Here is a 24,923-nt window from a genome sequence, read left to right on the forward strand (position 1 = left end):
GTATTTTCACAACGAAGAAGCCGGTCATGCGAAGGCCTCGTCAAAGCCGTCGCCCTGCCCCGCCGCCGGGAAGCGGGCGCGGAAGGGGGTGAGGTCGAGGGTCCCGGCATCGTCGAGGCCGAGGTCGATATGCGTGGCCATCAGCGCCGCACCGCCCGCGGCCAGATGCGCGCGCACGGCGGTGGCGAACAGGGCCACCGACGCACGGTCGAGCGAGACGGTAGGTTCGTCCAGCAGCCAGAGGCGGCGCCCGGTCACCAGAAGGCGCGCAAGGCCAAGGCGGCGCTTCTGCCCGGCGGAAAGGTTCTGCGCCGGGCGGTCCGCAAGTTGCACGAGGTCCATCGCCTCAAGCGCGTTGCCGATGTCGCTTTGACCGAAGATGCGCGCCCAGAAGGTCAGGTTCTCGGTCACCGTCAGCGTCGCCTTCAGGCCGTCGGCGTGACCGGCATAGGCCAGCCCCTCGGGCGGCAGATCGACCGTTCCGGCGGCGGCGGGTTGCAGCCCGGCGATGGTGCGCAGAAGCGTCGTCTTGCCGATCCCGTTCGGCCCGCGCAGCACCAGCGCCTGCCCCGGCAAAAGATCGAAGGAGACGCCCTCGATCAGGCGCAGCCCGCCGCGTGTCGCTGCCAGATCGCGGACCGCCAGCATCGCGCCGCTACCCGACCGTCAGAAGGGCCGCGGCGACGCGGCGGCCTTCGGAAAGCAGCACATTGAAGGTGCGCGCGGCGGCCGCGCTGTCCATCGCCTCGACCCCGATGCCGATGGCGTCAAGCTCGGCGGTCAGGTCGGCGGGCGCGCGGGCGATGGTCTTGCCGGTTCCCAGCAGCAGCACATCCACCTGCCCCGCCAGCGCCAGAAGCGCCGCGCGATCCTCAAGCCCGCCCCAAAGACGGACCGATGCCGGGCTGACAAGGACATGCCCGCGCAAGACCTCGCCCCCCACGCGGAAGAAATCGGCGCCATAGCCGTCCACCGGACGGGCGCCGTCGAACGGCATTTCGTTCAGCTCGATCATTTCCCGGAGGCGGCGAATTGCGTGCCGGCCGCCGCGTCGTCCTTCTTGCCCCAGTCGCGCTTGACGCCCAGCATCAGGACCACGTTCTTGGCGACATAGACCGAGGAATAGGTCCCGACGATCACGCCCCAGGTCATCGCGAAGACGAAGCCCCGGATCACGTCGCCGCCCAGCACCAGAAGCGAGATCAGCGCGATCAGCGTGGTGCCGGAGGTCATGACCGTCCGGCTGAGGGTTTCGTTCACCGACAGGTTGCAGACGTCGCGCAAGGGCATCGTCTTGTACTTGATGAGGTTTTCGCGCAGCCGGTCGAAGACCACGACGGTGTCGTTGATCGAATAGCCAAGGATCGTCAGAAGCGCCGCGATGATCGTCAGGTCGAACTTGATCTGGAAGACCGAGAAGATGCCGATGGTCAGCGCGATGTCATGGACCAGCGCGACCACCGCGCCCACCGCGAACTGCCATTCGAAGCGCAGCCAGATATAGACGACGATGGCGATCGTGGCGGCCAGAACCGACCAGATGGCGGTCGTGATCAACTCCCCCGACACTTTCGGGCCGACGGATTCGACCGACGGAAAGGTGATCGCCGGATCGACGGTTTTCAGCGCGTCCTCGACCCGTGTGATGGTCTCGGGCGTGATCGATTCCGCGCCTTCCTGGGCCTGGATGCGGACCATCGCGACATGCTGGTCGGCGCGGAAGGTCGGGTCGAAGACCTGGGTGATCGACACATCGCCAAGCCCCAGCGGCTGCAACGCCTGGCGGTAGCTGCCTACATCGACCACTTGGGTCGATTCCGTGCGGATCGTGGTGCCGCCGCGGAAGTCGATGCCGAAGTTCAGCCCGATCACGGCCGAAGCGATGATCGAGGCCACCACCAACGCGACCGAGCCCCAGAAGGTCAGCCATTGCCAGCGGAAGAAGTCGATATTGGTCTGTTCGGGAACGAGCTTGAGACGAAAGGCCATGGGGCGGCTCCCTCAGACGGTGATGGTCTTGGGTCGCTTGCGGGCGAACCAGAGGACGACGAGAAGGCGGGTGACGTAGATCGCGGTGAAGACCGAAGTCACGAGGCCCACGACCAGCGTGACGGCGAACCCCTTCACCGGGCCGGAGCCGAGGAAGAAGAGGATCGCGGCGGTGATGAAGGTGGTGATATTGGCGTCGATGATCGCCGACATCGCCTTTTCATAGCCAAGCTCGATGGCGCGGGCCGGGCCGCGCGCGGTGCGCAACTCCTCGCGTATGCGTTCGAAGACAAGGACGTTGGCATCGACCGCCATGCCGATGGTCAGCACGATGCCCGCGATGCCCGGCAGCGTCAGCGTCGCCCCGATGGACGACAGGATGCCGAAGATCATCGCCATGTTGATCATCAGCGCGGCGGTGGCGAAGACGCCGAAAAGCCCGTAGCTCGCGATCATCAGGGCGACGACGGCGATCATGCCGACCACGGCGGCGATGCGCCCCGCGTCGATGCTGTCCTGCCCCAGTTCCGGGCCGATGGTCCGTTCCTCAAGGAAGGTCATCTTCGCGGGCAGCGCCCCCGCGCGCAGAAGAACGGCGAGGTTGGTGGAGCTTTCCACGGTGAAATTGCCGGTGATCTGGCCCGAACCGCCGGGGATGGCAGAGCGGATCTGCGGGGCGGAAATCACCTCGTTATCCAGCACGATGGCGAAAAGCTGGCCGACATTGTTGGCGGTATATTCGCCGAACTTGCGCGCCCCGGTGGTGTCGAACCGGAAGGCGACGGCGGGGCTGCCGTTCTGGTCGAAATCGGGCCGCGCATCGACAAGGTCCTGACCGCTGACCACCGGGGTGGCGTCAAGCCGATAATACACGCCCTTGTCATCCAGCGAGGGCAAGATCACCTCGCCTGGCCGCGCGATCTCGTTCCCGTCCGCGCCGCGGCCCAGCACCGGGTGGAAGGTCAGCTGCGCGGTCTTGCCGATCAGCGCTTTCAGCTCGCTGGCCGATCCGATGCCCGGCACCTGGATCAGGATGCGGTCGGCACCCTCGCGCTGGATCGTCGGCTCGCGCGTGCCTGCCGCATCGACGCGGCGGCGGATGATTTCCAGCGATTGCTGCATGGTGCGGTCGTCGGTCGCGGTCTTTTCGGCGGCGCTGAGCTGCACCACCAGCGCGTCGCCCTCGACCGAGACGTCGAGGCTCGACTGCCCCACCCCGGTCAGGGTCACGACCGGGCTGGCCAGCCCCCGCGCGATCTCAACCGCCCTGGCCATGCCCTCGGGCTTTTCGATCTGGACCTTCAGGATCGTCGGATCGGAGGGCATCCGGCGAATGCCGCCGATCTCCCCCCGCGCATCGGCCAGCGCGCGGCGCAGTTCCGGCCACATCGCATCCATGCGCGACTTGTAGACATCGCCGACCTGCACCTCGGCCAGAAGATGCGCGCCGCCGCGCAGGTCAAGGCCAAGGTTGACGATGCCCGAAGGCAGGAAGGACGGCCAACCGGCAATGTCGGCCTTCTGCGCGTCGGTCTCGAACCCCGCCTTGGTCGAGGCCGCAACGGCGTCATTGTGCTGCTCGACCCGGTTGTAGAACAGGTTGGGGGCAGCGGTCAGCAGACCGAGCGCGCAGAGCGCCCAGATGAGGATCTGCTTCCAGAGGGGCATCTGCAACATGTCGGGCGCTCGGGTCTGATGGGGTCGGTCTGGGGGCGTCTGTCGCGGGGCGTCAGCCGGGGCGGTTTACTTGTTCGCCGCCGGTTCGGTCTTGTTCAGGACCTGCACGATGGTCGATTTCACGACGCGGACCTTGACGCCATCGGCGATTTCCACCTCGACCTCGTTCTCGCCTTCCTTGACGCGGCTGACCTTGCCGATCACGCCGCCCTGGGTGATGACCTGATCGCCCCGGCGCAGCGCCTCGACCATGGCTTTATGTTCCTTGGCCTTCTTCTGCTGCGGGCGGATCATGAGGAAATACATGATCGCGAAGATGAGGATCAGCGGCAGGAACTGCATGATCGGGTTGGCTGCCGCGCCGCCGGCGGCCTGCGCGTAGGCAGGGGTGATGAACATCGGATGGGTCCTCATGATCGGGGCGCTTCATCGCCCGGCCTGTCGAATTTTGGCGGAACCTATAGTCGCAAGGGGGGCTTTGCAAGGCATGGGCGGCGCGGTGTCGCTGCGTCGCCCACCGGGGCGGCGCGATCCGGGGCCAGACCGTCACAGATAATCCACCCCCAAAGTCCCATTCACGGGACCGATACCCCAAGTGGTTGCTTGCCATCATAGCGACCTCAATATATTCTGCGGTTCCCAACAAGGACTACCACATGCTGCTATCCCGACTGCCCGCATTCATACGCGACAGCTACGAATGCTATGAGTGGAAGCATGCCAGCGCGATCTTGTCGCAGGATTTTCCGTCTGAGTGGAATGACCTTCTCGATTTGTTGACCGAGTTTCGGCTTCAGAAAAGCTGGATCGTGACCGGTGGTGGCAACAAGTCAAAGCTTTCCGGGTATATCGACGGGTTTCTTGCCAAGCGTGGCTGGGTTGAAAAGCAGTTTCAAACCGCGATTGAGGTTGATAGCCGCCGCCTGGATTCACCGACCCACAAAGTTGATTGTTTCAAGAACTCCATTGCGCTCGAGATCGAATGGAACAACAAAGACCCCTTCTACGACCGCGACCTGAACAACTTCCGGCTGCTCTTCGACCTGCGCGCGGTTAGCGTCGGGGTGATCATCACTCGCTCGGACGAACTGCAGGATATCTTTAACCAACTTGGACGAGGGTCGTCCTACGGGAACTCGACAACTCACATGTCCAAACTCCTTCCAAGGATTGAAGGAGGCGGCGGCGCGGGATGCCCGCTGCTGGTTTTCGGAATTACCAAGGCGCTTTACCTGGAGGATAGCGAATGATGACCGCAGCCGACGATCTTCTCGCAAAAGCCGGTAAGGTTAGGTTCAAAACAGTCCTGGCCGATCCGCCCTGGCAATTTCAGAACCGCACCGGGAAGATGGCACCAGAGCACAAGCGCCTATCTCGTTATCCTACCATGACGCTGCGGGAGATCTGCGACCTTCCGGTCGAGGCGATCGTTTCAGATACCGCCCATCTCTACCTCTGGGTACCCAACGCCCTTCTGCCGGAAGGATTGAAAGTCATGGAAAACTGGGGGTTTAGCTATAAATCCAATATCATCTGGTACAAGATCCGGAAAGACGGCGGGCCTGACCGGCGCGGTGTTGGCTTCTACTTCCGAAATGTGACCGAAGTTCTGCTGTTCGGTGTGCGCGGCAAGAATGCGCGCACCCTCCAACAGGGGCGGACGCAAGAGAACATCATCTCAAGCCAGAAGCGGGAACACAGCCGGAAACCCGATGAACAATACGACCTGATCGAGGGGTGCAGCGGCGGACCGCGGCTTGAGATGTTCGCGCGCGGTCCGCGTGTCGGTTGGACTGTCTGGGGCAATCAGGCCGATGAGTATGAGCCGACCTGGGATACCTATTCCAATCATTCCCAGTCGCATGTCGTTCAAATGGCAACGCGGCGCAAGATCGGCTGAACCGTTCCCCCGGGAATCGGTCATCGAGGGCGCGCATAAATCCCGGTTCACCTTGACGCGGCGATCGGGCATAACCGCGCCCGAACGAACCCGAAAAGGTGATCCCATGCACGACATCCGCGCCATTCGCGAAAACCCCGCCGCCTTCGACGCCGCGCTGACGCGCCGGTCGGGTGTGGCGCCGATGTCGGCAGAAATCCTTGCGCTGGATGAGGGGCGGCGGGCAAAGATTCTCGCGGCGGAGACGGCTCAGGCGGAGATCAACAAGCTCTCCAAACCGGAGCGGTCCATTATCGAGGCCCTAAAGTCCGATGAAGAGAAAAAGGAACTCTTCAAGGCGAACAGCGAGAAGGTCCGCTCTCTTAAGACCGGAGTGCAGATTCTTACGAATGAAGCCAAGGAACTGGATAAGAGACTCCGCGACCTTCTCCTGACCATCCCCAATCTGCCGCTTGACGATGTGCCGACCGGCGCGGATGAAAACGACAACGTGGAAATCCGCCGCTGGGGAACCCCGCGCGATTTCGACTTCACACCGGTGGAGCATTTCGAGATCGCGGGCGTCAAGCCGGGGATGGATTTCGAAACCGCCGCGAAACTGTCGGGCAGCCGCTTTGTCCTCTTGCGCGGCGGTGTCGCGCGCCTGCACCGGGCCTTGGCGCAGTTCATGCTGGACCTGCACACCACCGAACACGGGCTGACCGAGACCATCACCCCGGTGCTGGTCAAGGATGAGGCGATGTATGGCACCAACCAGCTGCCGAAATTCGCCGAAGACAGCTATCAGACCACCAATGGCTGGTGGCTGATCCCGACCTCGGAAGTCACGCTGACCAACACGGCGGCGGGGGAGATACTCGACGAAGCCGCCCTGCCCGTCCGCATGACCGCCCATACCCAGTGCTTCCGCTCGGAAGCGGGCAGCGCGGGCAAGGACACCTCGGGGATGCTGCGCCAGCACCAGTTCGAGAAGGTGGAGATGGTGTCGATCACCACGCCCGAAACCTCGCTTGAGGAACACGAACGCATGACGCATTGCGCGCAGGCCGTGCTGGAACGCCTTGGCCTGCCCTATCGCACGGTCGTGCTTTGCACCGGCGACATGGGCTTTGGCGCCCGCAAGACGCATGACATCGAGGTCTGGCTGCCCGGCCAGAACACCTATCGGGAAATCTCCTCCGTCTCCGTCTGCGGCGATTTTCAGGCCCGGCGGATGAACGCGCGCTACCGCCCGGCAGGCGGCGGCAAGCCGGATTTCGTCCATACGCTGAACGGATCGGGTCTTGCCGTCGGGCGCTGCCTGATCGCGGTGCTGGAGAATGGCCAACAGGCCGACGGCTCGGTCCTGATGCCCGAAGCGCTGGTGCCGTGGCTTGGCGGCAAGACCCGGCTGACGGCGGAAGGCGTGCTGGCCTGACGGTCGCGCTATAGCATTTCGGGTTTACGCTGCCTCAGAATTCGACCTTGTTTCGTTCGAACTCTGATACTTGCGTTCTCGACGGAAACCCGAAACGCTTTAGCGGCGCGGTTTGAAGCGCTGGAGGTTGTACATCTCGTAATGCTGGCGGATCGACGGGATGAAGAACAGCACCCAGCCGATGGTGAAGAACATCCAGATCATCGCCGGGATCCAGAGGACCGCGAAGACCAGCCCGATCCCGCCCGCGATCCGTGTCGCCGTCACCGGCGCCACGACCCGCATCAGCCCAAGCTGAAAAAGCTTGCCGCCATCCAGCGGCTGCACCGGCAGAAGGTTGAAGATGGCGAGGAAAAGGTTGATGGTCGCGATCCGCTCCAGCACGAAGATCGTGTTGTAAAACGCGCTGCCGTAATCGCTTTCTGCCCCCATGGCGAGGCCCCAGAGGTGGTTTGACAGCAGCGAGGCGACCGACCACAGGATCAGGTTCACGATCGGCCCCATCGCCACGATCAGTTCCTGCTGCCGGGCCGACGCGGACGCCGCCCGTTCGCAATAGCCGCCGCCGCCGTAAAGCACGACCCGCCGCACCGGCAGCCCCTGCACGATGGTGCCAAGCGCATGGCCCATCTCATGCAGGAAGATCGACACGATCAGGATCGCCACCGTCACCACGCCCCAGAGAAGCTGTTGCGCCGACTGGGTGCCGAAGGCCAGAACCAGAAGGCCCAGCATCAGGATGGAACTATGAACCTCAACCCGGACGCCGAAGGGACCGTGAAAGACGAAAAGGACCTGATCGCTACCGAACATGGATGCCCCTGAAGCTGATTCCGCACCGCCCTAACGGCCGAATGTGGCAGTATCACGCCGCGCCGCCCGGCGGTGTCAACCGCCCCGCGACGGCTTGTCCTTGTGCTTGCGCAGCCGGGACGGCGTGTGGAACTTGCGATCCTTGAAGGGGTTCTTGTCGCCCTGATCGCGGAAGGTCAGCCGCACGGGCGTTCCCGGCATGTCAAAGTCGGCCCGCAAGCCGTTGACAAGATAGCGGGAATAGCTGTCAGGCAGCTTGTCGGCATGGTTGCACATGACGACGAAGGCAGGCGGCCGTGTCTTCACCTGCGTCATGTAGCGCAGCTTGATCCGCCGCCCGCCCGGCGCTGGGGGCGGGTGCGCTTCGGTCATGGCGCCAAGCCACTGGTTCAGCTTGGCGGTCGTCACCCGGCGGTTCCAGACCTCATAGGCCTTCAGGATCGCGGCATGGAGCCGGTCAAGACCCTTGCCGGTCTTGGCCGAGACGGTCACGAGGGGCGCGCCTTTCAACTGCGGCAGGAGGCGTTCGAACGCCTCGCGCATTTCCTTCAGCTTCTCGGTCTTGTCATCCTCAAGGTCCCACTTGTTCGCGGCGACGACGACCGCGCGGCCCTCGGTTTCCGCGAAATCGGCGATCCGCAGGTCCTGCTGTTCAAAGGGGATGCCGACGTCGAGCAGCACCACGACAACTTCCGCAAACCGCACCGCGCGCAACCCGTCGGAAACCGATAATTTCTCAAGCTTGTCAACGACCTTGGCGCGTTTCCTCATCCCCGCCGTGTCGAAGATGCGCATCGGCGTGCCCATGAAATCGGCGCTGACCGAAATCGCGTCGCGGGTGATCCCGGCCTCGGGGCCGGTCAGCAACCGTTCCTCGCCGATGATCTTGTTGATCAGCGTCGACTTGCCCGCGTTCGGCCGCCCGATCACGGCCAGTTGCAGCGGCTTTTCGCGTGTCGGCTTGCGCGGGCCGTCCTCGGCATCGTCATCCGACACCGCCACATCGACCTCGGGCGCATTCAGCGCGGCCTTCGCCTCAAGCTCCGCCGCATGGGGGCGGATGATGTGGTAAAGTTCATCCAGCCCCTCGCCATGTTCGGCAGAGATGCGGACGGGTTCGCCAAGGCCCAGCGAATAGGCCTCAAGGAAACCCGCCTCGCCCGCGTTGCCCTCGGCCTTGTTGGCCGCGACGATCACATGGGCGTTCTTCTTGCGCAGGATGTCGGCGAAAACCTCATCCTGTGCCGTCACCCCGGCCCGCGCGTCGATCAGAAAGAGGCAGATATCGGCCATTTCCACCGCGCGTTCGGTCAGGCGGCGCATGCGGCCCTGAAGGCTGTCGTCGGTGACATCCTCAAGCCCGGCGCTGTCGATGGCGATGAAGCGCAGGTCACCCAGGCGCGCCTCGCCCTCACGCAGGTCGCGGGTCACGCCCGGCTGGTCGTCCACCAGCGCAAGCTTCTTGCCGACAAGCCGGTTGAACAGCGTCGATTTGCCGACATTGGGGCGCCCGACTATGGCAAGCGTGAAGCTCATGGCCTGATCCTTCGAGGGTCGAAGCCGCCCCCTTACACGGTCTTGGCGTCAGCGGAAAGCCAGAAGCTGCCCGCGCGTGTTGACCACATAAAGGACGCCGCCCGCCACCGCAGGCCCGCTGGCAGCCCCACCGGGCAGTTCGGCGGAGGAGACAAGCTGCCCCGAGGCGGCATCGTAGCTTTGCACGAACCCGGCCGAGGTGGTCACCACCAGACGGCCGCCCGCAAGGACGGGGCCGTAATAGGTGTAGATCGTCTTGCGCCGCTTCAGCTTGTCCTTGACGTAATAGGGCAGGTCCACGCGCCACACGACCTCACCCGAGGCAGCGTTCAGGCGCACCAGCTGATCCTCGTCATTGACGACGAAGACCGCGCCACCGGCGACCAGCGGCGCGCTCGCCGCGCCCTCGCCCGCCGACCAGACCGGCATCCCGGTATCGGCATTGACCGCGACAACCCGCCCGGCGGAGGTGCCGGCATAGACCATGCCGCCCGCGATCACCGGATCGCCGGTCACGTCACGGACCGAGGTATAGGCCCGGCCCTGACGTTCGCCCGCGACATAGGCGTTCCACAGGCCCTGCCCGGAGGTGCGGTCGGCCGCGACCATCAGGCCATTGGCGAAGGGGAAGACGACCTGACGGCCATCGACCGCCGGAGAGGTGCCGCCGGTGACGCCCGCGCCGGGCGTACCGGGCAGCGTCCAGGCGACCTTGCCGTCGCGCGCGTCGATACCCCAGGCCGATCCGTCCCGCGCCGTCACATAGACGCGGCCATCGGCCACGGCGGGCGCCCCGGCGGGGGCCGCATCGAATTTCTGCCGCCAGGCAATGGCGCCGGTGGCGGGGTCGAGCGCGACAAGCTCATTGAACCCGGTGGTGGCGAAAACCAGCCCGGCGCCAAAGGCCAGACCACCGCCCGAGGCATCGTCGGCCCGGTCGGAGGCAGGCGTCAGGTCGGCCTGCCACAGCGTTGCGCCATTGCTGCCCGTCGCGGTCACCCGCGCGCGGCTGTCGAGCGTGAAGATGCGCCCGCCCGACACCACCGGGTCGGCGGTGATGCGGTGCTTGCGGTTCTCGCCCTCACCGATCGGCGCGGCCCAGACCTGCGTCAGCGACGCGCCAAGGGCGACGTTGCCGATGCCATGGGTGACGGTGCCGCCGCGATGGGTCCACTCTGCGTTCGTCCGCGCGCCGGGAAGCGAGATCGGCTGTGCCACGACCGGCGCGGGGGCCAGCGCGCCCGGTTCGGCTTCCTGCCCGATCCGGGCTGTCCGCGGGTCCTGCCGCAGGCCCTGAAGGATCGTCTCTTTGTTGCCGCACCCGGCCAGCGCCGCGACAAGCGCGAACGCCCCGAGCCCTGAGGAAACCTTCACCAACACCGCTCGCCCCTTCCCTTGTCGCTTGCCGCACCCTGCCATGGCCGTCCCGGCCTTATGCCGCGTCCGGTGTGCCGCCTAGCGCCACAATCAACTGTGTCGCCCGGCGACGCAAGCCCGCCGGAACGTCCGCATCCTGAAGCAGCGCCTTCAGCGCCACGATCGCCTCATCCGTCTTGCCGCCAGAGGCCAGAACCAGTGCCTGCTGTTCCAGCGCCAGCACCCGGTAGGGCCGCCCCGGAATCGCCAGATCGGCCAGAATCCGGTCGCGTTCGCCCGCATCGACCCCATCCCCCGCCACGGCAAGCCATTTCAGCTGCGCCATGTCGTGATAGGCCGGATCGAGCGTCGGCATCGCGACGATTTCCGCCAGCCGCGCCTTGGCCTCATCCTTGTCGCCCGCTTTCAACGCCTCGTCCGCCGCCAGAAGGCCAAGGACGGCGACGCGACCATCGGTATCGCCAAAGGCGCCCTCGGCCGACACCCCGTCAAGGGCGGCCAGCCGCGCGGCGGGGTCGTCGGTCGCCATCGCCGACATGACCGCATCGCCGAACGCAACCGCCTCGGCCTGGGCGCGGGATTTCTGCCATTCGGTCCAGGCCGCGCCGCCGACGATGGCCAGCACCGCCACGGCGCCGATCCAGCCATATTTGCGGAAGGTCGCATAGAGCCGGTCGCGGCGCACCTCTTCGGTGACTTCGTCGATGAAACTGTCGCTCTCGCTCATATCCCGTCCCCGAACCCGGTGCCTGCCTCGGCATCTGTCGGCCCGTCTTACACGGGAAGCCGCGCGGTTGCCAAGCCTGCGCGGGTCAGTGGGGCAGCGTGCGGCGCCACCGGCCGTCCTTGGGCAGATCGGTTGGCTCATCCTCGCCCTCGCCGGGGACCGTCGGGCGCGGGATACGCTCGCCCTCATCCTCCTCCTCGGCGGATTGGCGCGCCCACATCGCGGCATAGCGCCCCTTATGGGCCAGAAGCGCTTCGTGGCGGCCTTCTTCGACCACCTCGCCCTTTTCCAGCACCACGATCCGGTCGCTGTCTGCAATGGTAGAGAGGCGGTGGGCGATGGTGATGACGGTGCGCCCCTCGGCCATGGCGCGCAGACTGTCCTGAATGTCGCGCTCCGTCTGGGTGTCAAGCGCGCTCGTCGCCTCATCCAGAAGCAGGATCGGCGGGTTCTTCAGAAGCGTCCGGGCGATGCCCACACGCTGCTTTTCCCCGCCCGAAAGCTTCAGGCCCCGTTCGCCCACCTTCGTCTCATACCCTTCCGGCAGCGACATGATGAAATCATGGATCTTCGCCGCCTTCGCCGCCGCGATCAGCTCCTCGCGCGCCGCGTCGGGGCGGCCATAGGCGATGTTGTAAAGGATCGTGTCGTTGAACAGCACCGTATCCTGCGGCACGACGCCGATCTGGGCATGAAGCGAATCCTGCCCGATGTCGCGCACGTCCTGCCCGTCGATCCGCACCGCGCCGCCGGTCACGTCGTAAAACCGGAACAGAAGCCGCCCGATGGTGGACTTGCCGGACCCGGAGGGGCCGACGATGGCGACCGTCTCCCCCGGCCCGACGCGGATCGTGACACCTTTCAGGATCGGCCGCGCGGGTTCATACCCAAAGCGCACATCGTCCAGCAGAACCTCACCGCCAGAGACCTTAAGATCCGGCGCGCCGGGCTTGTCGGTGATCTCGGCCGGTTGGCCCAGAAGATCGAACATCTCGCCCATATCGACCAGCGCCTGCCTGATCTCCCTGTAAACGGTGCCGAGGAAGTTCAGCGGCATGGTGATCTGGATCATATAGGCGTTGACCATGACGAAATCGCCGACCGTCAGCACCCCGGCCTGCACCCCCAGCGCCGCCATGACCATGACGATGACAAGGCCGGTGGTGATGATCAGCGCCTGGCCGAAGTTCAGCGCCGCCAGCGACAGGCCGGTCTTCACCGCCGCCGCCTCATAGCCCTTCATCGCCTCGTCATAGCGATCGGCCTCGCGCGTCTCGGCACCGAAATACTTCACGGTTTCAAAGTTCAGCAGGCTGTCGATGGCCTTCTGGTTGGCGTCCTGATCCTGTTCGTTCATCTGGCGGCGGATCTTCACGCGCAGTTCTGTCACCTTGAACGTATAGGTGACGTAAAGCGCGATGGTGACCAGCACGACGGCGGCATAGCGGATGTCGAACAGCACCGCGAAGATCACCGTGACCATGGTCAGTTCAAGGATCAGCGGCCCGATGGACAGCAGCATGAAGCGCAAAAGGAACTCCACCCCCTTCACGCCGCGCTCGATGATCCGGCTGAGGCCGCCGGTCTTGCGGGTGATGTGATAGCGCATCGACAGGCGGTGGATATGGGTAAAGGTCTCAAGCGCCAGTTGGCGCAGCGCGCGTTGCCCGACCCGGACGAAGATCGCGTCGCGCAGTTCGTTGAACCCCGTGGTGCCGATCCGTGCCAGACCATAGGCCACCGTCAGGCCGACCGCGCCCAGCACCAGAAGCATCGAATCGTCCCGCGCGCTGCCGCTGAGCGAATCGACGGCGGCCTTGTAGAAGAACGGCGTCGCGACCGAGACGATCTTGGCCATCAGCAGCGCCAGAAGCGACAGCACCACGCGCCGCTTCACCCAAGGGTGATCATCGGGCCAGAGATAGGGCGCGACCCGCCGCAATGTCCTGACGTTGCGCCGCCAGCCTTCCTGAGCCGCCATGCCACCCTCATCCGTCATGAAGCCGATTCCCGGCAGCGCGCTTGATCGCGCATCGCAGGCCGGGTATCAAGAGATCGTTCAACAGTTCATGAGTAGTTGAAGGATGGAGCAAGGTAAAGCCCTCACCGCACTCGCCGCGCTGGCCAATGAGACGCGGCTGGCCCTGATCCGGGCGCTGATCGCGCGCGGCGACAAGGGTGTCAGCGCGGGCGGTATCGCGGCCGAATTCGGCATGTCGGCCTCACGCCTTTCGTTCCACCTTTCGACGCTGGAACAGGCCGGGCTGATCCGGGCGCGGCGCGAATCCCGGCACATCTTCTATTCAGTGGACCCGCGCGCCATGGGGGCGCTGATCGCCTATCTGCTGAACGATTGCTGCATGGCCGATCCCAAGGTCTCTGCCTGCTGCACCGCCTCGGTCATGGCGCAGGAACGTTGAAGATCTGGCCCGGATAGATCAGGTCGGGATCGACGATCTGCTCCTTGTTGGCCTCGAAGACCTTCACATAAAGAACGCCGTCGCCGTAGTTCTCGCGCGCGATGCGCCAGAGGGTAAAGCCCGGCTGGACGGTGACGATCCCGGCGCGGATGCCCGGCGTCGGCGCGGTTTCGGCGGTGGCGAGCGCACCCGGCGTTTCCGCGTCTGCCGGGGGCAGGCCCGTCTCCGCCGCCTGCCCGCTGCCTGCGGGGACCGCCGGGGTGGCGGGCAGCGTCGTGGCGCCGGTATCGGGGGATTGCGGCACCAGCGCCGCCGCGACGGCCTCGGGCGCCTCGCGCTGGAACGGGGTTTCGAAGCGCGATGTGACCTTGCCGGTGCCGTCGACCTGATCGACACGCAGCGTGTAGATACCGGGCGCGACACCGTCCAGCGCGGCCTCCCATGCGCCGGTTTCCAGAATGCCGACAGTGGCTTGCGGGTCGTTGTTCAGGTAGATGCGGGCGAAGCTGCCCGCAGTACCGCGCCCGGCAAGGTGAACCTCGCCCGCGCCGCCATAACCGATCGTGTCGATGATGATCGCGGCAAGCGAGCCTGCCGGGGCCTGCTTGCGCACCCCCGTGGCGTCGGCAATCAGGATCTCTGGCGCGGCGGGGGCCGGGGTGGCCACCGGATCGGTCTTCGCCTGCGGTTCCGGGGCGGGGACCGTCTGAGCAGGTTCCGGGGCCGGGGCAACCTCGGCCGTCGCGTCCCCCTCCTCGGGCGTGGCCACGGCCTCGGGCGCGACCTCTGCCACCTCCGCCTCGGCGACGACCACCGGCGCTGTGGGGGCTGCGAAGGGCGCGATCAGCACGGTTTCTTCCGAGGCGACCGTCGCCCCGTCGGCGCCCGTCATCATCAGTGACATCGCGCGCGGGGTATCGCTGGGCGGGATCGAGAAGAGCGTGGCGAAGGTGCCGTTGGGCGAGGCGGTCGCCGTGGCGACCTCCACCCCGTCGAGAAGCAGCGACAGCACCGCCCCGGCGGCCGCGCGCCCCGCGACCAGAACGCTGCCATCGGCATCGACGCGGACGGTATCGAAGCTGGGCGCAGGCGTCGCCCCGGTGGCGGGCGTGTCGGGTGTCGCCTCAGGGGCCGCCTCTGCCGCCTTCGGTTCCGCTGCCGGAAGGGCGGCGACCTCCCCCGCCCCTTCGGCGGTCACGCCCTGCGCCGGGGCCTCTTCCGGCGCCTCTTGCGACGGGGCGACCTCCGGCGCTGCCTCGGTCACGGCCTCCGGCGCCGCAGCCAAAGGCGCGCTGACCGGCACCGGGGGGGCGCCCTCATCAGGTCTCAAACCGAAATACCAGACGGCAAGGGCCACCACGGCCCCGGCCAGCAGGCCAAGGCCCCACTTCACCCCGCTGCTGCCCGCAGCGGCCGCGCCCTTGTCTTCGCTCATCCAGATCCCCCGTTTGCGCGTTGTCCCGACCGCGCTTGAGAGACCATAGCAACGCCGCTATCACGGGTCAAAGAAACTGCTGATCGAGGATGCCCATGCCCGCACCGAAAGCCTCTGTCTGTGTCTTTTGCGGCGCGCGCGCCGGGGCGCGGCCCGCCTATACCGCCGATGCCAGGGGCATGGGCGCCATGCTTGCCCGCAACGCCTGGCGGCTGGTCTATGGCGCGGGCGATGTCGGCCTGATGGGCGAGGTCGCGCGCACCGCCCAGGCGGCGGGGGGCGAGACCTTCGGCGTGATCCCGGTCCACCTGCTGAACCGCGAGGTCGGCAAGCGCGACCTGTCGACCTTCGTCGTCACCGAGACGATGCATGAACGCAAGAAGGTGATGTTCATGAACTGCGACGCCATCGTGGTGCTGCCGGGCGGCGGCGGGTCGCTGGACGAATTCTTCGAGGTGCTGACCTGGCGCCAGCTGGGCCTGCACGAAAAACCGATCGTGCTTCTGAATACCGAAGGCTACTGGGACCCGCTGGTCGCGCTTCTGAAACGCATCGTGGCCGAGGGTTTCGCCGACCCCACGCTGTCCGGTTTCGTCCAGATCGCCGCCAGCGTGGAGGAGGTGGAAGCGGCGCTGAGCGCCGCTTTCGGATAGGGCACCCGAACGCAAAAGGGCCGCAGCAAACGCGACGGCCCTTCGCGATCAGGTGACCCGGATCAGAGGCGCGAGGCGACGTTTTCCCAGTTCACGAGCTTGTCGAGGAAGTTCGTCAGGTAGGCCGGGCGCTTGTTGCGGAAGTCGATGTAGTAGGAATGTTCCCACACATCGCAGCCCAGAAGTGCGGTCTGGCCGAAGCAAAGCGGGTTGACGCCGTTTTCGGTCTTGGTGACCTTCAGGCTGCCATCCTTGTCCTTGACCAGCCAGCACCAGCCGGAACCGAACTGACCGGCGCCCGCGGCGGCGAAATCTTCCTTGAACTTGTCGACCGAACCGAAGCTTTCGGTGATCGCCTTTTCCAGATCGCCCGGCATCTTGTCGCCGCCCGGACCCATCATTTCCCAGAACTGGGTATGGTTCCAGTGCTGCGAGGCGTTGTTGAAGATCCCGTTCTGCGCCACGGCGCCGGACTGGTAGGTGCCGGTAACGATGTCCTCCAGCGACTTGCCGTCCCACTCGGTCCCGGCGATCAGCTTGTTGCCGTTGTCGACATAGGCCTTGTGGTGCAGGTCGTGGTGATATTCCAGCGTTTCCTTGGACATGCCAAGCGACGCCAGCGCGTCATGAGCATAGGGAAGATCGGGAAGGGTGAAAGCCATGGTTCGCTCCTTTTCGCGCGCTTCGAAACTTCAACGCGACTAAGACCCTTCGGGTTCCGAAGGTCAAGGGGCGGCGGGGCTGTTTGAGGGCGCGCGCCGGGGGCTTTCCGCCCCCGGACCCCCGGAGAGTATTTGGACAACGAAGAAGATCGGGGAAGAAGATCAGACCGCGGGCGACACGCGAGCGTCACATACGCAGCGGCCCCTTGACCGCCGTGCAGCGGCCCGTCTTGCTTTCCCTGTTGTCATAACCAAGCGGGATCGCGGAGATGCTGAACCGCCCCGCCCGGCGGTCGATCCGGGCGTCGAAGCGCATGGTCACGCGGCGTGAGGACGCGCCCATGGCGCGGTATTCCCATTTCAGCTTGATCGTCTCGCCATCGTCCTTGACCACCTTCGCGGGGATGAAATCCTTCTCGAAGTAGTTGATGACGCCGTCGATCACTTCCGCCTGATCCCCCGCCGGACCAAGGTTGAAGTAATAGCTGTCGGTGATCCAGCCCGCGCGGGTGGTGTGGCTGACGTCACATTGCCAGGATTGTGGGGCGGCATGGGCCGCCGAGGCGAAGGAAAGCGCGCCGACGAGAAGCAATAACGGTTTGAAAACAGACATAATATCACCATTGATGACAAGCTTCGCCTGTCATCCTGATGGCAGGTCTGACGGAGTTCAAGCCGCTATCGCATTTCGGGTTTACACAGAATCAGAATTCAAACTTATTTCGTTCGAATTCTGATACTTGCTCTCTCAACGTAAACCCGAAACGCTTTAAAGACGTGGTTCAGGCGATTTCGCCACCGGCGCGCGCGGCGGTTTCCAGAAGGCCCATCACATAGCCCGCGACGGAGCGGAAGGAGACCAGCGTGAAGGTCTCTGCCTCCGACTTCCAGAAGGCGGCGGCGACCTGGGCGGCGCGGGTGCGGCGGATCTCCCCCTCGGCCAGCGTCGCCATGTCGACCGGGCAAAGCTTCGTCAGCACCTGATCGGCCCTGGCGCCCTTGATGGTAAAGACCGCGCGGGCGTCTGAGACATCGGCGACAAGGTGATGTTCCCCCGCCAGCGCCTTTTCCAGCGCGGCGACCGTGTCTTGCGCGGCCTCATAGGGCACCAGGATCAAAAGCTCGTCCGGCGACATCCAGGCGGCGGCCTTGTCACCGTCGATGACGATCCGGCGCGGCGCCGGCAATGCGGTGCCGGTCGCGGCCTTCACCGCCTTCTTCATCGCCCCAGAGGCCAGATCGCCCCTGACCGTGATCATGCCGCGCAGGCCGGCCTCGGCCACCTCTGCGAACCCTTTGTGAGAAACGCCCTCCAAGGCGCTGACAGCCTTAGACATTTTGCTTTTCTCCATCCTTGTCGTAGAACACCGGATCGACGATCCGCGCCTTGATCACCTTGCCGTCATCGACGGGGAAGTCCAGCACCTCGCCCATCCGGTCGGGACCGTGTTTCACCAGACCCATCGCGATGCCCTTGTTCAGCGTCGGCGAGTAGTAGGTAGAGGTCACGCGGCCCTGCATGTTGCGCTGGCCGTTGGCGTTCACCCCGTCCGCCACCGCATAGGCGCCGTCCGGGATCACGCTGCCGTCAAGCGTTTCCAGACCGACCAACTTCCAGCGGTCGGGCGAGACCATGTAGGAGCGTTCCTGCGCCCGCTTGCCGAGATAGTCGGTCTTCTTCTTGGAAATCGCCCATTGCAGGTTCAGGTCCTGCGGGATCACCGTGCCGTCGGTTTCGTCGCCGATCATGATAAAGCCCTTTTCGGCCCGCATGATATGCATCGCCTCGGTGCCATAGGGGGTCACGCCGAATTCCTCGCCCGCCGCCAGAAGCGCGTCCCAGAAGGCGCGGCCTTCGCTGGCGGGGACGGCGATCTCGTAGCTGAGCTCACCCGAGAAGGAAATCCGGTAGACCCGCGCGCGGAAGCCGCCAAGCGTGCCCTCGCGCCATTCCATGAAGCCGTGGGCGTCTTTCGACACATCCATGCCGCCGAGCTTTTCAAGGACTTTCCGCGCATTCGGACCGGCAACGGCCACTTGCGCATATTCCTCGGTCACGTTGGCGGTATAGACCTTCCAGTCCCACCATTCGCATTGCAGCCAGTCTTCCATCCAGCCGTGGATACGTTCGGCCCCGCCGGTCGTGGTGTGGCACAGCCAGGTATCCTCGGACAGCCGCGCGACGACGCCGTCATCGCTGAGGAAGCCGTTTTCGGTACACATCAGCCCGTAGCGGCATTTGCCGACCGCCAGGGTGGACATCATGTTGGTGTAGAGCATGTCGAGGAAGCGCCCCGCGTCCGGCCCCTTGACGATGATCTTGCCCAGCGTCGAGGCGTCGAGCAGGCCGACGGAGTTGCGGATCGCCCGGATCTCGCGGTTCACGGCGTCATGCACGCCCTCACCCGTGCGCAGGTAGCAATAGGGCCGCCGCCACTGGCCGACGGGTTCCCAATGCGCGCCATGCACCTCGTGCCAGTCATGCATCGGCGTCTTGCGCAGCGGCTGGAAGATCTCTCCCCGCGCCTCGCCGGCGATGGCACCGATGCTGATCGGCGTATAGGGCGGGCGGAAGGTGGTGGTGCCGGTCGCCGGAATCGCCTGATGCAAAGCGTCAGAAAGCACGGCGAGACCGTTGATATTGCTCAGCTTCCCCTGATCCGTGGCCATGCCGAGCGTGGTGTAGCGCTTGGTATGTTCGACGCTTTCATAGCCCTCGCGCGCGGCGAGTTGCACGTCCGACACCTTCACGTCGTTCTGATAATCCAGCCACATCTTCATCCGTAGCGCCGGGCCTGCGCCCTCAGGCATGATCCAGACCGGGGACATCGGCGCCTCTTCGGCGCTGACGGCCTTGGGGGCGGTGCCTTCGCTGCCCGCGGCCATATGGGCGTCGGCGACCGCATCGGCGGCGCGCAGCATCCCGTTGGCGGACCCGATGGCGGTGACCATGGCGGCGCCATCCGCGCCCGTCGCGGGACGGGTCGGATCGGGGCGGAACATCGCGTGATCCTCATCCCAGGTCAGCTTGCCGCCGCAATGGGACCAGAGGTGGACAACGGGCGACCAGCCGCCGGACATGGCGATGGCGTCGCAAGCGATGGTCTCGATCTCGGCCCCCTCGCCCGCCTGCATGCAGACGGAAACGCCGGTGACACGCTTGGCGCCCTTGACCTTGGCCACGCCATGCCCCGTCAAAACGCGCACACCACGGGCGCGCACGGCCTCGGGCAGCGCGCCTTTCGCCTCGGGCCGCGCGTCGATGACGGCGGGGACGGCAAGCCCGGCCTCCAGAAGCGTCAGCGCGGTGCGATAGGCGTCGTCGTTATTGGTCACGATCACCGTGCGGTCGCCGGGGCTGACGGCCCAGTTGGCGACATAGTCGCGCACGGCGGAGGCGAGCATCACGCCCGGCACATCGTTGCCCGCGAAGGACAAGGGCCGTTCGATGGCCCCGGTCGCGGTCATCACATGGCCCGCGCGCATCCGCCACAGGCGGTGACGCGGCCGCCCGTCGCCGGGGGTATGGTCCGCGACACGCTCATAGGCCAGCAGATAACCGTGGTCGTAAAGACCCGATGCCATCGTGCGCAGGCGGAGCGTGACATTCTCCATCTTCTCAAGGGTTTCTACGGCGGTCCTCACCCACTCATCGGCGGGCTTTCCGTCGATCTCCACCCCATCGACCGGGGCGCGGCCACCCCAATGGGCGGTCTGCTCGATCAGCCAGACGCGCTGGCCCTTGCGACCGGCCGACAAGGCCGCCGTCAGGCCCGCGATACCGCCGCCGACGATCACCAGATCGGCGAAGCCATAGGCGTATTCGTAACGATCCTCGTCCCGCGCGGTCGGCACCTTGCCAAGGCCCGCGGACTGGCGGACGATGGGTTCGAAGACATGTTTCCACGCGGCGCGGGGGAACATGAAGGTCTTGTAGTAGAACCCCGCCGGGAAGAATTTGTAGAGCTTGTCATTGACCGCGCCGACGTCGAAATCGAGGCTGGGCCAGTGGTTCTGGCTTTCCGTCACCGCGCCGTCAAACAGCTCGGTCGTGGTCACGCGCTGGTTCGGTTCGAACCGGCCGCCCTGCCCCAGACCGACAAGCGCGTTCGGCTCTTCCGCGCCGCTCGCCACGATGCCGCGCGGGCGGTGATACTTGAAGGACCGGCCGACAAGCATCTGGTCCGCGCCCAGAAGCGCCGAGGCGAGCGTATCGCCCTGATAGCCCTGCATCCGCTTGCCGTTGAAGGTAAAGCCCATCGGCTTGCTGCGGTCGATCAGGCGACCGCCCTTGGAAAGACGCGTGCTCACTTGTAGCCCTCCCAGTTCGGGCGTTTTGCCTTGATCTTCGCCTGCAACTCCGCCGGTGGTTCGCTGGTCTGCGCCGGATAGGTGCCGAAGACCTCAAGCGTCGCGGTGCAGCGCGCGGCAAGGAACCACTTGCCGCAGCCATAGGCATGGCGCCAGCGTTCGAAATGCACACCCTTGGGGTTCTTGCGGCTGAACATGTAGCCGTCGAACTCCTCATCCGTCGAACCGGGGCCGTAACGCTTCAGATGCGCCTCGCCGCCCGGCTGGAGTTCCGTTTCCTCGGCCTTCACGCCGCAATAGGGGCATTCAAGGGTCAGCATGTTTTAAGCCCAACCATTTGTTTTGACTTTGATCGCATCAGTGGGGTCCTTCCGCCCGTGCGCAAGCACGGGCAGCGCCCGACCCGCCCCCCACGGGGCGGGCGCTTCTCGCCCACCCCGCGCGGGACGGGCGCCGCCCGCGCGGCACCGTTGCAATGGAGCAATCGCAACTTCATCAATGCGCCACCCCCGCGGCGACGCTTTCGTCGATGAATTTCCCCTCGCGGAAGCGGTACATGGAAAACTCCTCGGTCAGGGGCGAAGACCCCCGCGCCATCAGTTCCGCCATCGCCCAGCCCGATCCGGGGATCGACTTGAACCCGCCCGTTCCCCAGCCGCAGTTGACGAAGATGCCATCGACCGGCGTCTTCGACAGGATGGGCGAGCGGTCGCCGGTCATGTCGACGATCCCGCCCCATTGGCGCAGCATCTTCAGGCGCGAGATGATCGGGAAGGTTTCCACCAGCGCCCGAACGGTTTCCTCGATATGGTGGAAGGACCCGCGCTGGGTGTAGTTGTTGAACCCGTCGGTGCCGCCGCCGATCACCAACTCGCCCTTGTCCGACTGGCTCATGTAGCCATGCACCGTGTTGGCCATCACGACGACGTCGATGGCGGGCTTGATCGGTTCGCTGACCATCGCCTGAAGCGCGAGGCTTTCGATCGGCAGCCGGAAACCCGCCATCTCGGCCAGAACGCTGGCATGACCGGCAACGACCATGCCGAGCCGGTCGCAGCCGATGAAGCCCTTCGTGGTCTCGACGCCCGTGACCTTGCCGCCCTCGGTCTTCACGCCGGTAACCTCGGTCTGCTGGATCACGTCCATGCCCATCGCGCTACAGGCCCGCGCATAGCCCCAGGCCACCGCATCATGGCGCGCGGTGCCGCCGCGTTCCTGATAAAGCGCGCCAAGGATCGGATAGCGCGGCCCGTCGATATTGATGATCGGGACCAGCTTCTTGACCTCCGCCGGGCCGATCCAGCGGGTTTCGACCCCTTGCAGGTTGTTGGCATAGACCGTGCGCTTGTAGCCCCGCACCTCATGTTCGGTCTGCCCCAGCATCAGGAGACCACGGGGGGAGAACATGACGTTGTAGTTCAGGTCCTGAGACATCGTCTCATAAAGCGAACGGGCCTTTTCGTAGATCGCGGCAGAGGGGTCCTGAAGGTAGTTCGACCGGATGATGGTGGTGTTGCGCCCGGTGTTGCCGCCGCCCAGCCAGCCCTTCTCGATGATCGCGACATTGGTGATGCCGAAATTCTTGCCGAGATAGTAGGCGGTCGCCAGACCATGCCCCCCGGCGCCGACGATGATGGCATCGTATTTCGCCTTGGGCGCGGGGCTGCGCCAGGCGCGTTCCCAGTTCTGATGCCAGGACATCGCGCCCTTCGCGATGGCAAAGGCGGAATAGCGTTTCATCCCCATGCGAATCCCCTTCCTCAGGCGCGCCGCGTCTACTCGGTGGAGTGATGAAGCGCCGCGCGGTTTGCGACATAGTGCCATGCGTCGCAATCGGGCGAAATACGACATTGTCCCCGGATGCGACAACAGGGCGCCCGGCGCATCGGGGCTTTGCCCTTCCGCAAGGGCCGCGAAAGCCTTAAGTCAGCGGGGATCGCCCGCCGGTGCCGGGCATGGGAGAGACGATGACGTTCTGGATGACCGCCGCCCTGCTGACACTGGTCCTTGCCGCGCTTCTCTTGCGCGCGGTGATGCGGCGCGGCGCGGGGTTGCGGTCCGCCGCCGAGGCAGACCTTGGCCTTTACCGCGACCAGTTGGCCGAGGTGGAGCGTGACGCGGAACGCGGCACGATCAGCGCCGCCGAGGCGGAGCGCAGCCGGATCGAGATTTCGCGCCGTATCCTCGACGCCGACCGGGTGCTGAAGGATCGCGGCGCCGGGGCCGTGCGCGGGCCGCTTTTCGTGCCGGTCTTCGCGGTGCTGGCGCTTCTGGGCGGGTCCTTCTGGCTTTACCGCGACGTCGGCGCGCCGGGCTATCCCGACCTGCCGATCGCCGACCGGATCGAGCGGGCGAAGGTGCTGCGCGCCGACCGCCCCTCGCAGGCCGAGGCCGAGGCGAAGGCCGACCTGCCCGCCGTGACACCGCCAGACGCGAAATATGCCGAGCTGATGGACCGCCTGCGCACCGCCGTCGCGGCCAATCCGAACGACCTGACGGGGCAGCAGCTTCTGGCGCGCAACGAGGCGAAGCTGGGCAACTTCTCTGCCGCGATCGCCGCGCAGAAGAAGGTGATCGAGATCGCCGGGGCGGATGCGACGGCGACCGATTATGCCACGCTGGCCGATCTCTCCATCCTGGCTGCCGGTGGCTATGTCTCGCCTGAGGCCGAGGCAGCGGCGGGCGAGGCGCTGGCGCGCGATCCGAAGAACGGCACCGCGCGGTTCTTTGTCGGGCTGATGTGGGCGCAGACCGGGCGGCCCGACCTTGCCTTCGACTTCTGGCGCGCGCTGCTTGAAGAAGGGCCGGAACATGCGCCCTGGATCGCGCCGATCCGCGACCAGATCGGGATGCTCGCCTCGGCCGCCGGGGTGCGCTACATGCCCCCGCCGCCCCCCGGCGCGCCGATGGCGGGCGCGTTGAAAGGCCCCTCGGCGGACGATGTCGCGGCGGCGGCGGATATGTCGACCGAGGACCGGATGGAGATGATCCGGGGCATGGTCGGGCAACTGTCCGAACGGCTTTACAGCGACGGCGGCAGCGTCGAGGAATGGGCGCGGCTGATCAGTTCGCTGGGCGTGCTGGGCGATACCGAGAAGGCGAAAGAGGCCTGGGACAAGGCGCAGGTGGCCTTTGCCGGGCAGGAAGATGCGCTGTCGGCGCTGCGGTCGGCGGCCGAACAGGCCGGTGTCGGCGGATGATCTGCGACACGATCGAGGGCTTCGCCGCCGCCCTGCCCCGCGACCGGGCCGTGGCGGGGCTGGACCTTGGCGAAAAGACCATCGGCGTCGCGGTTTCCGACCGGCGGCTGTCGGTGGCGACACCCCTTGAGACGATCCGGCGGAAGAAATTCACGCTCGACGCCGCGGCGTTGCTGGCGATCTGCGCCAAGCGCGAGATCGGCGGCCTGATCCTGGGTCTCCCGATGAACATGGACGGCAGCGAAGGCCCGCGCTGCCAGTCGACCCGCGCCTTTGCCCGCAATCTGGAACGGCTGAGCGACCTGCCGATCGGCTTCTGGGACGAACGCCTGTCCACCGTCGCCGCCGAACGCGCGCTTCTTGAGGCGGATACGTCGCGCAAACGTCGCTCCGAGGTGATTGATCATGTCGCGGCCGGGTATATCCTTCAAGGTGCGCTCGACAGGATCGGGCATCTGAGGCGGCAGTCATGAACGACCGGATCTGGAAACGCGACGAGATCGAAAGCCCCTGCGTGAAGGTCTGCGTGGTCCATCCGGTTGAACGGATCTGCGTCGGCTGCCTGCGTTCGGTCGAGGAGATCGCCGGCTGGGGCCGGATGAGCGCGGAGGAACGCCGCGCGGTGATGGCGGAACTGCCCGAACGCGCGCCAAGGCTGCGGCAAAGACGCGGTGGACGCGCGGGGCGGGAGAGGCGCGAGGGGTAAGCCGGACCGGCGGGCCGCGGAACGGGAGAGCCGGGACGCGCCATGCAGGCGGAACGCGGTCCGTGGCGGGGCAAGGGGCCGGAGCCTTTCATGCGCCAAC

Annotated in this window: 25 protein-coding genes; 8 read left to right on the forward strand and 17 right to left on the reverse strand. The window is 65.6% G+C overall.

All coding sequences use genetic code 11. The features are described 5' to 3' along the window. Positions 1-24: 24 nt before the first annotated feature. The 5 genes from ccmA to yajC all read right to left on the reverse strand — a co-directional run bounded on the left by ccmA (position 25) and on the right by yajC (position 4,065). On the reverse strand, positions 25-648 hold the full coding sequence (ccmA, locus tag LX70_RS02175) for a heme ABC exporter ATP-binding protein CcmA (RefSeq protein ID WP_105512888.1): 624 nt from the start codon (positions 646-648) through the stop codon (positions 25-27). 7 nt (positions 649-655) lie between these two features. After that, a complete protein-coding gene (locus LX70_RS02180) occupies positions 656-1,012 on the reverse strand; it encodes an Mth938-like domain-containing protein (protein WP_105513555.1) in 357 nt (118 codons plus the stop codon). Further along, on the reverse strand, positions 1,012-1,989 hold the full coding sequence (gene secF, locus LX70_RS02185) for a protein translocase subunit SecF (protein ID WP_105512889.1): 978 nt from the start codon (positions 1,987-1,989) through the stop codon (positions 1,012-1,014). The genes LX70_RS02180 and secF overlap by 1 nt, the downstream gene beginning before the upstream one ends. A 12-nt stretch (positions 1,990-2,001) precedes the next feature. Next, the gene (gene secD, locus LX70_RS02190) at positions 2,002-3,666 is read right to left on the reverse strand and encodes a protein translocase subunit SecD (protein WP_105512890.1); all 1,665 of its coding nucleotides are present in this window, start codon (positions 3,664-3,666) and stop codon (positions 2,002-2,004) included. A gap of 66 nt (positions 3,667-3,732) precedes the next feature. Further along, complete coding sequence (gene yajC, locus LX70_RS02195; RefSeq protein WP_170076094.1) at positions 3,733-4,065, reverse strand: preprotein translocase subunit YajC; 333 nt, start codon at positions 4,063-4,065, stop codon at positions 3,733-3,735. A gap of 257 nt (positions 4,066-4,322) precedes the next feature. Between yajC and LX70_RS02200 the strand changes: the two genes are divergently transcribed. The 3 genes from LX70_RS02200 to serS all read left to right on the forward strand — a co-directional run bounded on the left by LX70_RS02200 (position 4,323) and on the right by serS (position 6,983). Further along, a complete protein-coding gene (locus LX70_RS02200) occupies positions 4,323-4,916 on the forward strand; it encodes a BglII/BstYI family type II restriction endonuclease (protein WP_105512891.1) in 594 nt (197 codons plus the stop codon). Further along, positions 4,913-5,566 carry an MT-A70 family methyltransferase gene (locus LX70_RS02205; RefSeq protein WP_105512892.1) on the forward strand — a complete coding sequence of 218 codons (654 nt, stop codon included), beginning with the start codon at positions 4,913-4,915 and terminating at the stop codon, positions 5,564-5,566. The genes LX70_RS02200 and LX70_RS02205 overlap by 4 nt, the downstream gene beginning before the upstream one ends. Before the next feature lie 106 nt (positions 5,567-5,672). After that, complete coding sequence (gene serS, locus LX70_RS02210) at positions 5,673-6,983, forward strand: serine--tRNA ligase (RefSeq protein ID WP_105512893.1); 1,311 nt, start codon at positions 5,673-5,675, stop codon at positions 6,981-6,983. A 99-nt stretch (positions 6,984-7,082) separates the two neighbouring features. On the opposite strand, the gene LX70_RS02215 is transcribed toward serS, so the two are convergent. From LX70_RS02215 to LX70_RS02235, 5 genes are all read right to left on the reverse strand, one after another. After that, positions 7,083-7,796, reverse strand: a complete 714-nt coding sequence (locus LX70_RS02215) for a site-2 protease family protein (protein ID WP_105512894.1) — start codon at positions 7,794-7,796, stop codon at positions 7,083-7,085. A gap of 75 nt (positions 7,797-7,871) precedes the next feature. After that, entirely contained in the window at positions 7,872-9,332 is a 1,461-nt protein-coding gene (der, locus tag LX70_RS02220; protein ID WP_105512895.1) for a ribosome biogenesis GTPase Der, read from the reverse strand. Positions 9,333-9,380: 48 nt separating this feature from the next. Beyond that, positions 9,381-10,706, reverse strand: coding sequence for an outer membrane protein assembly factor BamB family protein (locus LX70_RS02225; protein WP_245884898.1), 1,326 nt, complete (start codon positions 10,704-10,706; stop codon positions 9,381-9,383). A gap of 58 nt (positions 10,707-10,764) precedes the next feature. Then, positions 10,765-11,436 (reverse strand): tetratricopeptide repeat protein, encoded by a 672-nt coding sequence (locus tag LX70_RS02230; protein ID WP_105512897.1) that lies wholly within the window; start codon positions 11,434-11,436, stop codon positions 10,765-10,767. A gap of 85 nt (positions 11,437-11,521) precedes the next feature. Next, positions 11,522-13,435: an ABCB family ABC transporter ATP-binding protein/permease gene (locus tag LX70_RS02235; protein WP_105512898.1), complete on the reverse strand. Its 1,914-nt coding sequence runs from the start codon at positions 13,433-13,435 to the stop codon at positions 11,522-11,524. 85 nt (positions 13,436-13,520) lie between these two features. Between LX70_RS02235 and LX70_RS02240 the strand changes: the two genes are divergently transcribed. Beyond that, positions 13,521-13,856 carry an ArsR/SmtB family transcription factor gene (locus tag LX70_RS02240; protein WP_105512899.1) on the forward strand — a complete coding sequence of 112 codons (336 nt, stop codon included), beginning with the start codon at positions 13,521-13,523 and terminating at the stop codon, positions 13,854-13,856. Here LX70_RS02240 and LX70_RS20900 read toward each other — a convergent pair. After that, positions 13,837-15,291, reverse strand: coding sequence for a LysM peptidoglycan-binding domain-containing protein (locus LX70_RS20900; protein ID WP_105512900.1), 1,455 nt, complete (start codon positions 15,289-15,291; stop codon positions 13,837-13,839). The genes LX70_RS02240 and LX70_RS20900 overlap by 20 nt on opposite strands. Positions 15,292-15,380: 89 nt before the next feature. On the opposite strand from LX70_RS20900, the gene LX70_RS02250 reads away from it, so the two are divergent. After that, entirely contained in the window at positions 15,381-15,944 is a 564-nt protein-coding gene (locus tag LX70_RS02250) for an LOG family protein (protein WP_105512901.1), read from the forward strand. Positions 15,945-16,006: 62 nt separating this feature from the next. Here LX70_RS02250 and LX70_RS02255 read toward each other — a convergent pair whose 3' ends face one another. From LX70_RS02255 to LX70_RS02280, 6 genes are all read right to left on the reverse strand, one after another. Beyond that, positions 16,007-16,606: a superoxide dismutase gene (locus tag LX70_RS02255; protein ID WP_105512902.1), complete on the reverse strand. Its 600-nt coding sequence runs from the start codon at positions 16,604-16,606 to the stop codon at positions 16,007-16,009. A 187-nt stretch (positions 16,607-16,793) separates the two neighbouring features. Further along, entirely contained in the window at positions 16,794-17,219 is a 426-nt protein-coding gene (locus LX70_RS02260; protein WP_146111529.1) for a hypothetical protein, read from the reverse strand. Between the two features lie 169 nt (positions 17,220-17,388). Continuing rightward, complete coding sequence (locus LX70_RS02265; protein ID WP_105512904.1) at positions 17,389-17,943, reverse strand: sarcosine oxidase subunit gamma; 555 nt, start codon at positions 17,941-17,943, stop codon at positions 17,389-17,391. Further along, positions 17,936-20,917 carry a sarcosine oxidase subunit alpha family protein gene (locus tag LX70_RS02270; protein WP_105512905.1) on the reverse strand — a complete coding sequence of 994 codons (2,982 nt, stop codon included), beginning with the start codon at positions 20,915-20,917 and terminating at the stop codon, positions 17,936-17,938. The genes LX70_RS02265 and LX70_RS02270 overlap by 8 nt, the downstream gene beginning before the upstream one ends. Beyond that, on the reverse strand, positions 20,914-21,237 hold the full coding sequence (locus LX70_RS02275) for a sarcosine oxidase subunit delta (protein ID WP_105512906.1): 324 nt from the start codon (positions 21,235-21,237) through the stop codon (positions 20,914-20,916). Before LX70_RS02275 ends, LX70_RS02270 begins: the two co-directional genes overlap by 4 nt. Positions 21,238-21,412: 175 nt before the next feature. After that, positions 21,413-22,657: a sarcosine oxidase subunit beta family protein gene (locus tag LX70_RS02280; RefSeq protein WP_105513557.1), complete on the reverse strand. Its 1,245-nt coding sequence runs from the start codon at positions 22,655-22,657 to the stop codon at positions 21,413-21,415. 227 nt (positions 22,658-22,884) lie between these two features. Here LX70_RS02280 and ccmI point away from each other — a divergent pair, with 227 nt between their 5' ends. From ccmI to LX70_RS02295, 3 genes are read left to right on the forward strand one after another with little or no spacing between them, the layout of a single operon-like run. Continuing rightward, entirely contained in the window at positions 22,885-24,117 is a 1,233-nt protein-coding gene (ccmI, locus tag LX70_RS02285) for a c-type cytochrome biogenesis protein CcmI (RefSeq protein WP_105513558.1), read from the forward strand. Beyond that, positions 24,114-24,590 carry a Holliday junction resolvase RuvX gene (gene ruvX, locus LX70_RS02290; protein ID WP_105512907.1) on the forward strand — a complete coding sequence of 159 codons (477 nt, stop codon included), beginning with the start codon at positions 24,114-24,116 and terminating at the stop codon, positions 24,588-24,590. Before ccmI ends, ruvX begins: the two co-directional genes overlap by 4 nt. Further along, positions 24,587-24,823: a DUF1289 domain-containing protein gene (locus LX70_RS02295; protein WP_105512908.1), complete on the forward strand. Its 237-nt coding sequence runs from the start codon at positions 24,587-24,589 to the stop codon at positions 24,821-24,823. Before ruvX ends, LX70_RS02295 begins: the two co-directional genes overlap by 4 nt. Positions 24,824-24,923 lie beyond the last annotated feature (100 nt).

The sequence above is a fragment of the Albidovulum denitrificans genome (genome assembly GCF_002973535.1).
Lineage (GTDB): Bacteria > Pseudomonadota > Alphaproteobacteria > Rhodobacterales > Rhodobacteraceae > Albidovulum > Albidovulum denitrificans.

Coding starts and splice junctions, on each gene's coding strand:
- serS (WP_105512893.1), top strand. CDS start 5,673: ATGCACGACATCCGCGCCATTCGCGAAAACCCCGCCGCCTTCGACGCC.
- ccmA (WP_105512888.1), bottom strand. CDS start 648: ATGCTGGCGGTCCGCGATCTGGCAGCGACACGCGGCGGGCTGCGCCTG.
- der (WP_105512895.1), bottom strand. CDS start 9,332: ATGAGCTTCACGCTTGCCATAGTCGGGCGCCCCAATGTCGGCAAATCG.
- secF (WP_105512889.1), bottom strand. CDS start 1,989: ATGGCCTTTCGTCTCAAGCTCGTTCCCGAACAGACCAATATCGACTTC.
- LX70_RS02240 (WP_105512899.1), top strand. CDS start 13,521: ATGGAGCAAGGTAAAGCCCTCACCGCACTCGCCGCGCTGGCCAATGAG.
- LX70_RS02200 (WP_105512891.1), top strand. CDS start 4,323: ATGCTGCTATCCCGACTGCCCGCATTCATACGCGACAGCTACGAATGC.
- LX70_RS02295 (WP_105512908.1), top strand. CDS start 24,587: ATGAACGACCGGATCTGGAAACGCGACGAGATCGAAAGCCCCTGCGTG.
- secD (WP_105512890.1), bottom strand. CDS start 3,666: ATGTTGCAGATGCCCCTCTGGAAGCAGATCCTCATCTGGGCGCTCTGC.
- LX70_RS02250 (WP_105512901.1), top strand. CDS start 15,381: ATGCCCATGCCCGCACCGAAAGCCTCTGTCTGTGTCTTTTGCGGCGCG.
- LX70_RS02260 (WP_146111529.1), bottom strand. CDS start 17,219: ATGTCTGTTTTCAAACCGTTATTGCTTCTCGTCGGCGCGCTTTCCTTC.
- LX70_RS02255 (WP_105512902.1), bottom strand. CDS start 16,606: ATGGCTTTCACCCTTCCCGATCTTCCCTATGCTCATGACGCGCTGGCG.
- LX70_RS02230 (WP_105512897.1), bottom strand. CDS start 11,436: ATGAGCGAGAGCGACAGTTTCATCGACGAAGTCACCGAAGAGGTGCGC.
- LX70_RS02215 (WP_105512894.1), bottom strand. CDS start 7,796: ATGTTCGGTAGCGATCAGGTCCTTTTCGTCTTTCACGGTCCCTTCGGC.
- LX70_RS02275 (WP_105512906.1), bottom strand. CDS start 21,237: ATGCTGACCCTTGAATGCCCCTATTGCGGCGTGAAGGCCGAGGAAACG.
- LX70_RS02205 (WP_105512892.1), top strand. CDS start 4,913: ATGATGACCGCAGCCGACGATCTTCTCGCAAAAGCCGGTAAGGTTAGG.
- ruvX (WP_105512907.1), top strand. CDS start 24,114: ATGATCTGCGACACGATCGAGGGCTTCGCCGCCGCCCTGCCCCGCGAC.
- ccmI (WP_105513558.1), top strand. CDS start 22,885: ATGACGTTCTGGATGACCGCCGCCCTGCTGACACTGGTCCTTGCCGCG.
- LX70_RS02280 (WP_105513557.1), bottom strand. CDS start 22,657: ATGAAACGCTATTCCGCCTTTGCCATCGCGAAGGGCGCGATGTCCTGG.
- yajC (WP_170076094.1), bottom strand. CDS start 4,065: ATGTTCATCACCCCTGCCTACGCGCAGGCCGCCGGCGGCGCGGCAGCC.
- LX70_RS02235 (WP_105512898.1), bottom strand. CDS start 13,435: ATGACGGATGAGGGTGGCATGGCGGCTCAGGAAGGCTGGCGGCGCAAC.
- LX70_RS02265 (WP_105512904.1), bottom strand. CDS start 17,943: ATGTCTAAGGCTGTCAGCGCCTTGGAGGGCGTTTCTCACAAAGGGTTC.
- LX70_RS20900 (WP_105512900.1), bottom strand. CDS start 15,291: ATGAGCGAAGACAAGGGCGCGGCCGCTGCGGGCAGCAGCGGGGTGAAG.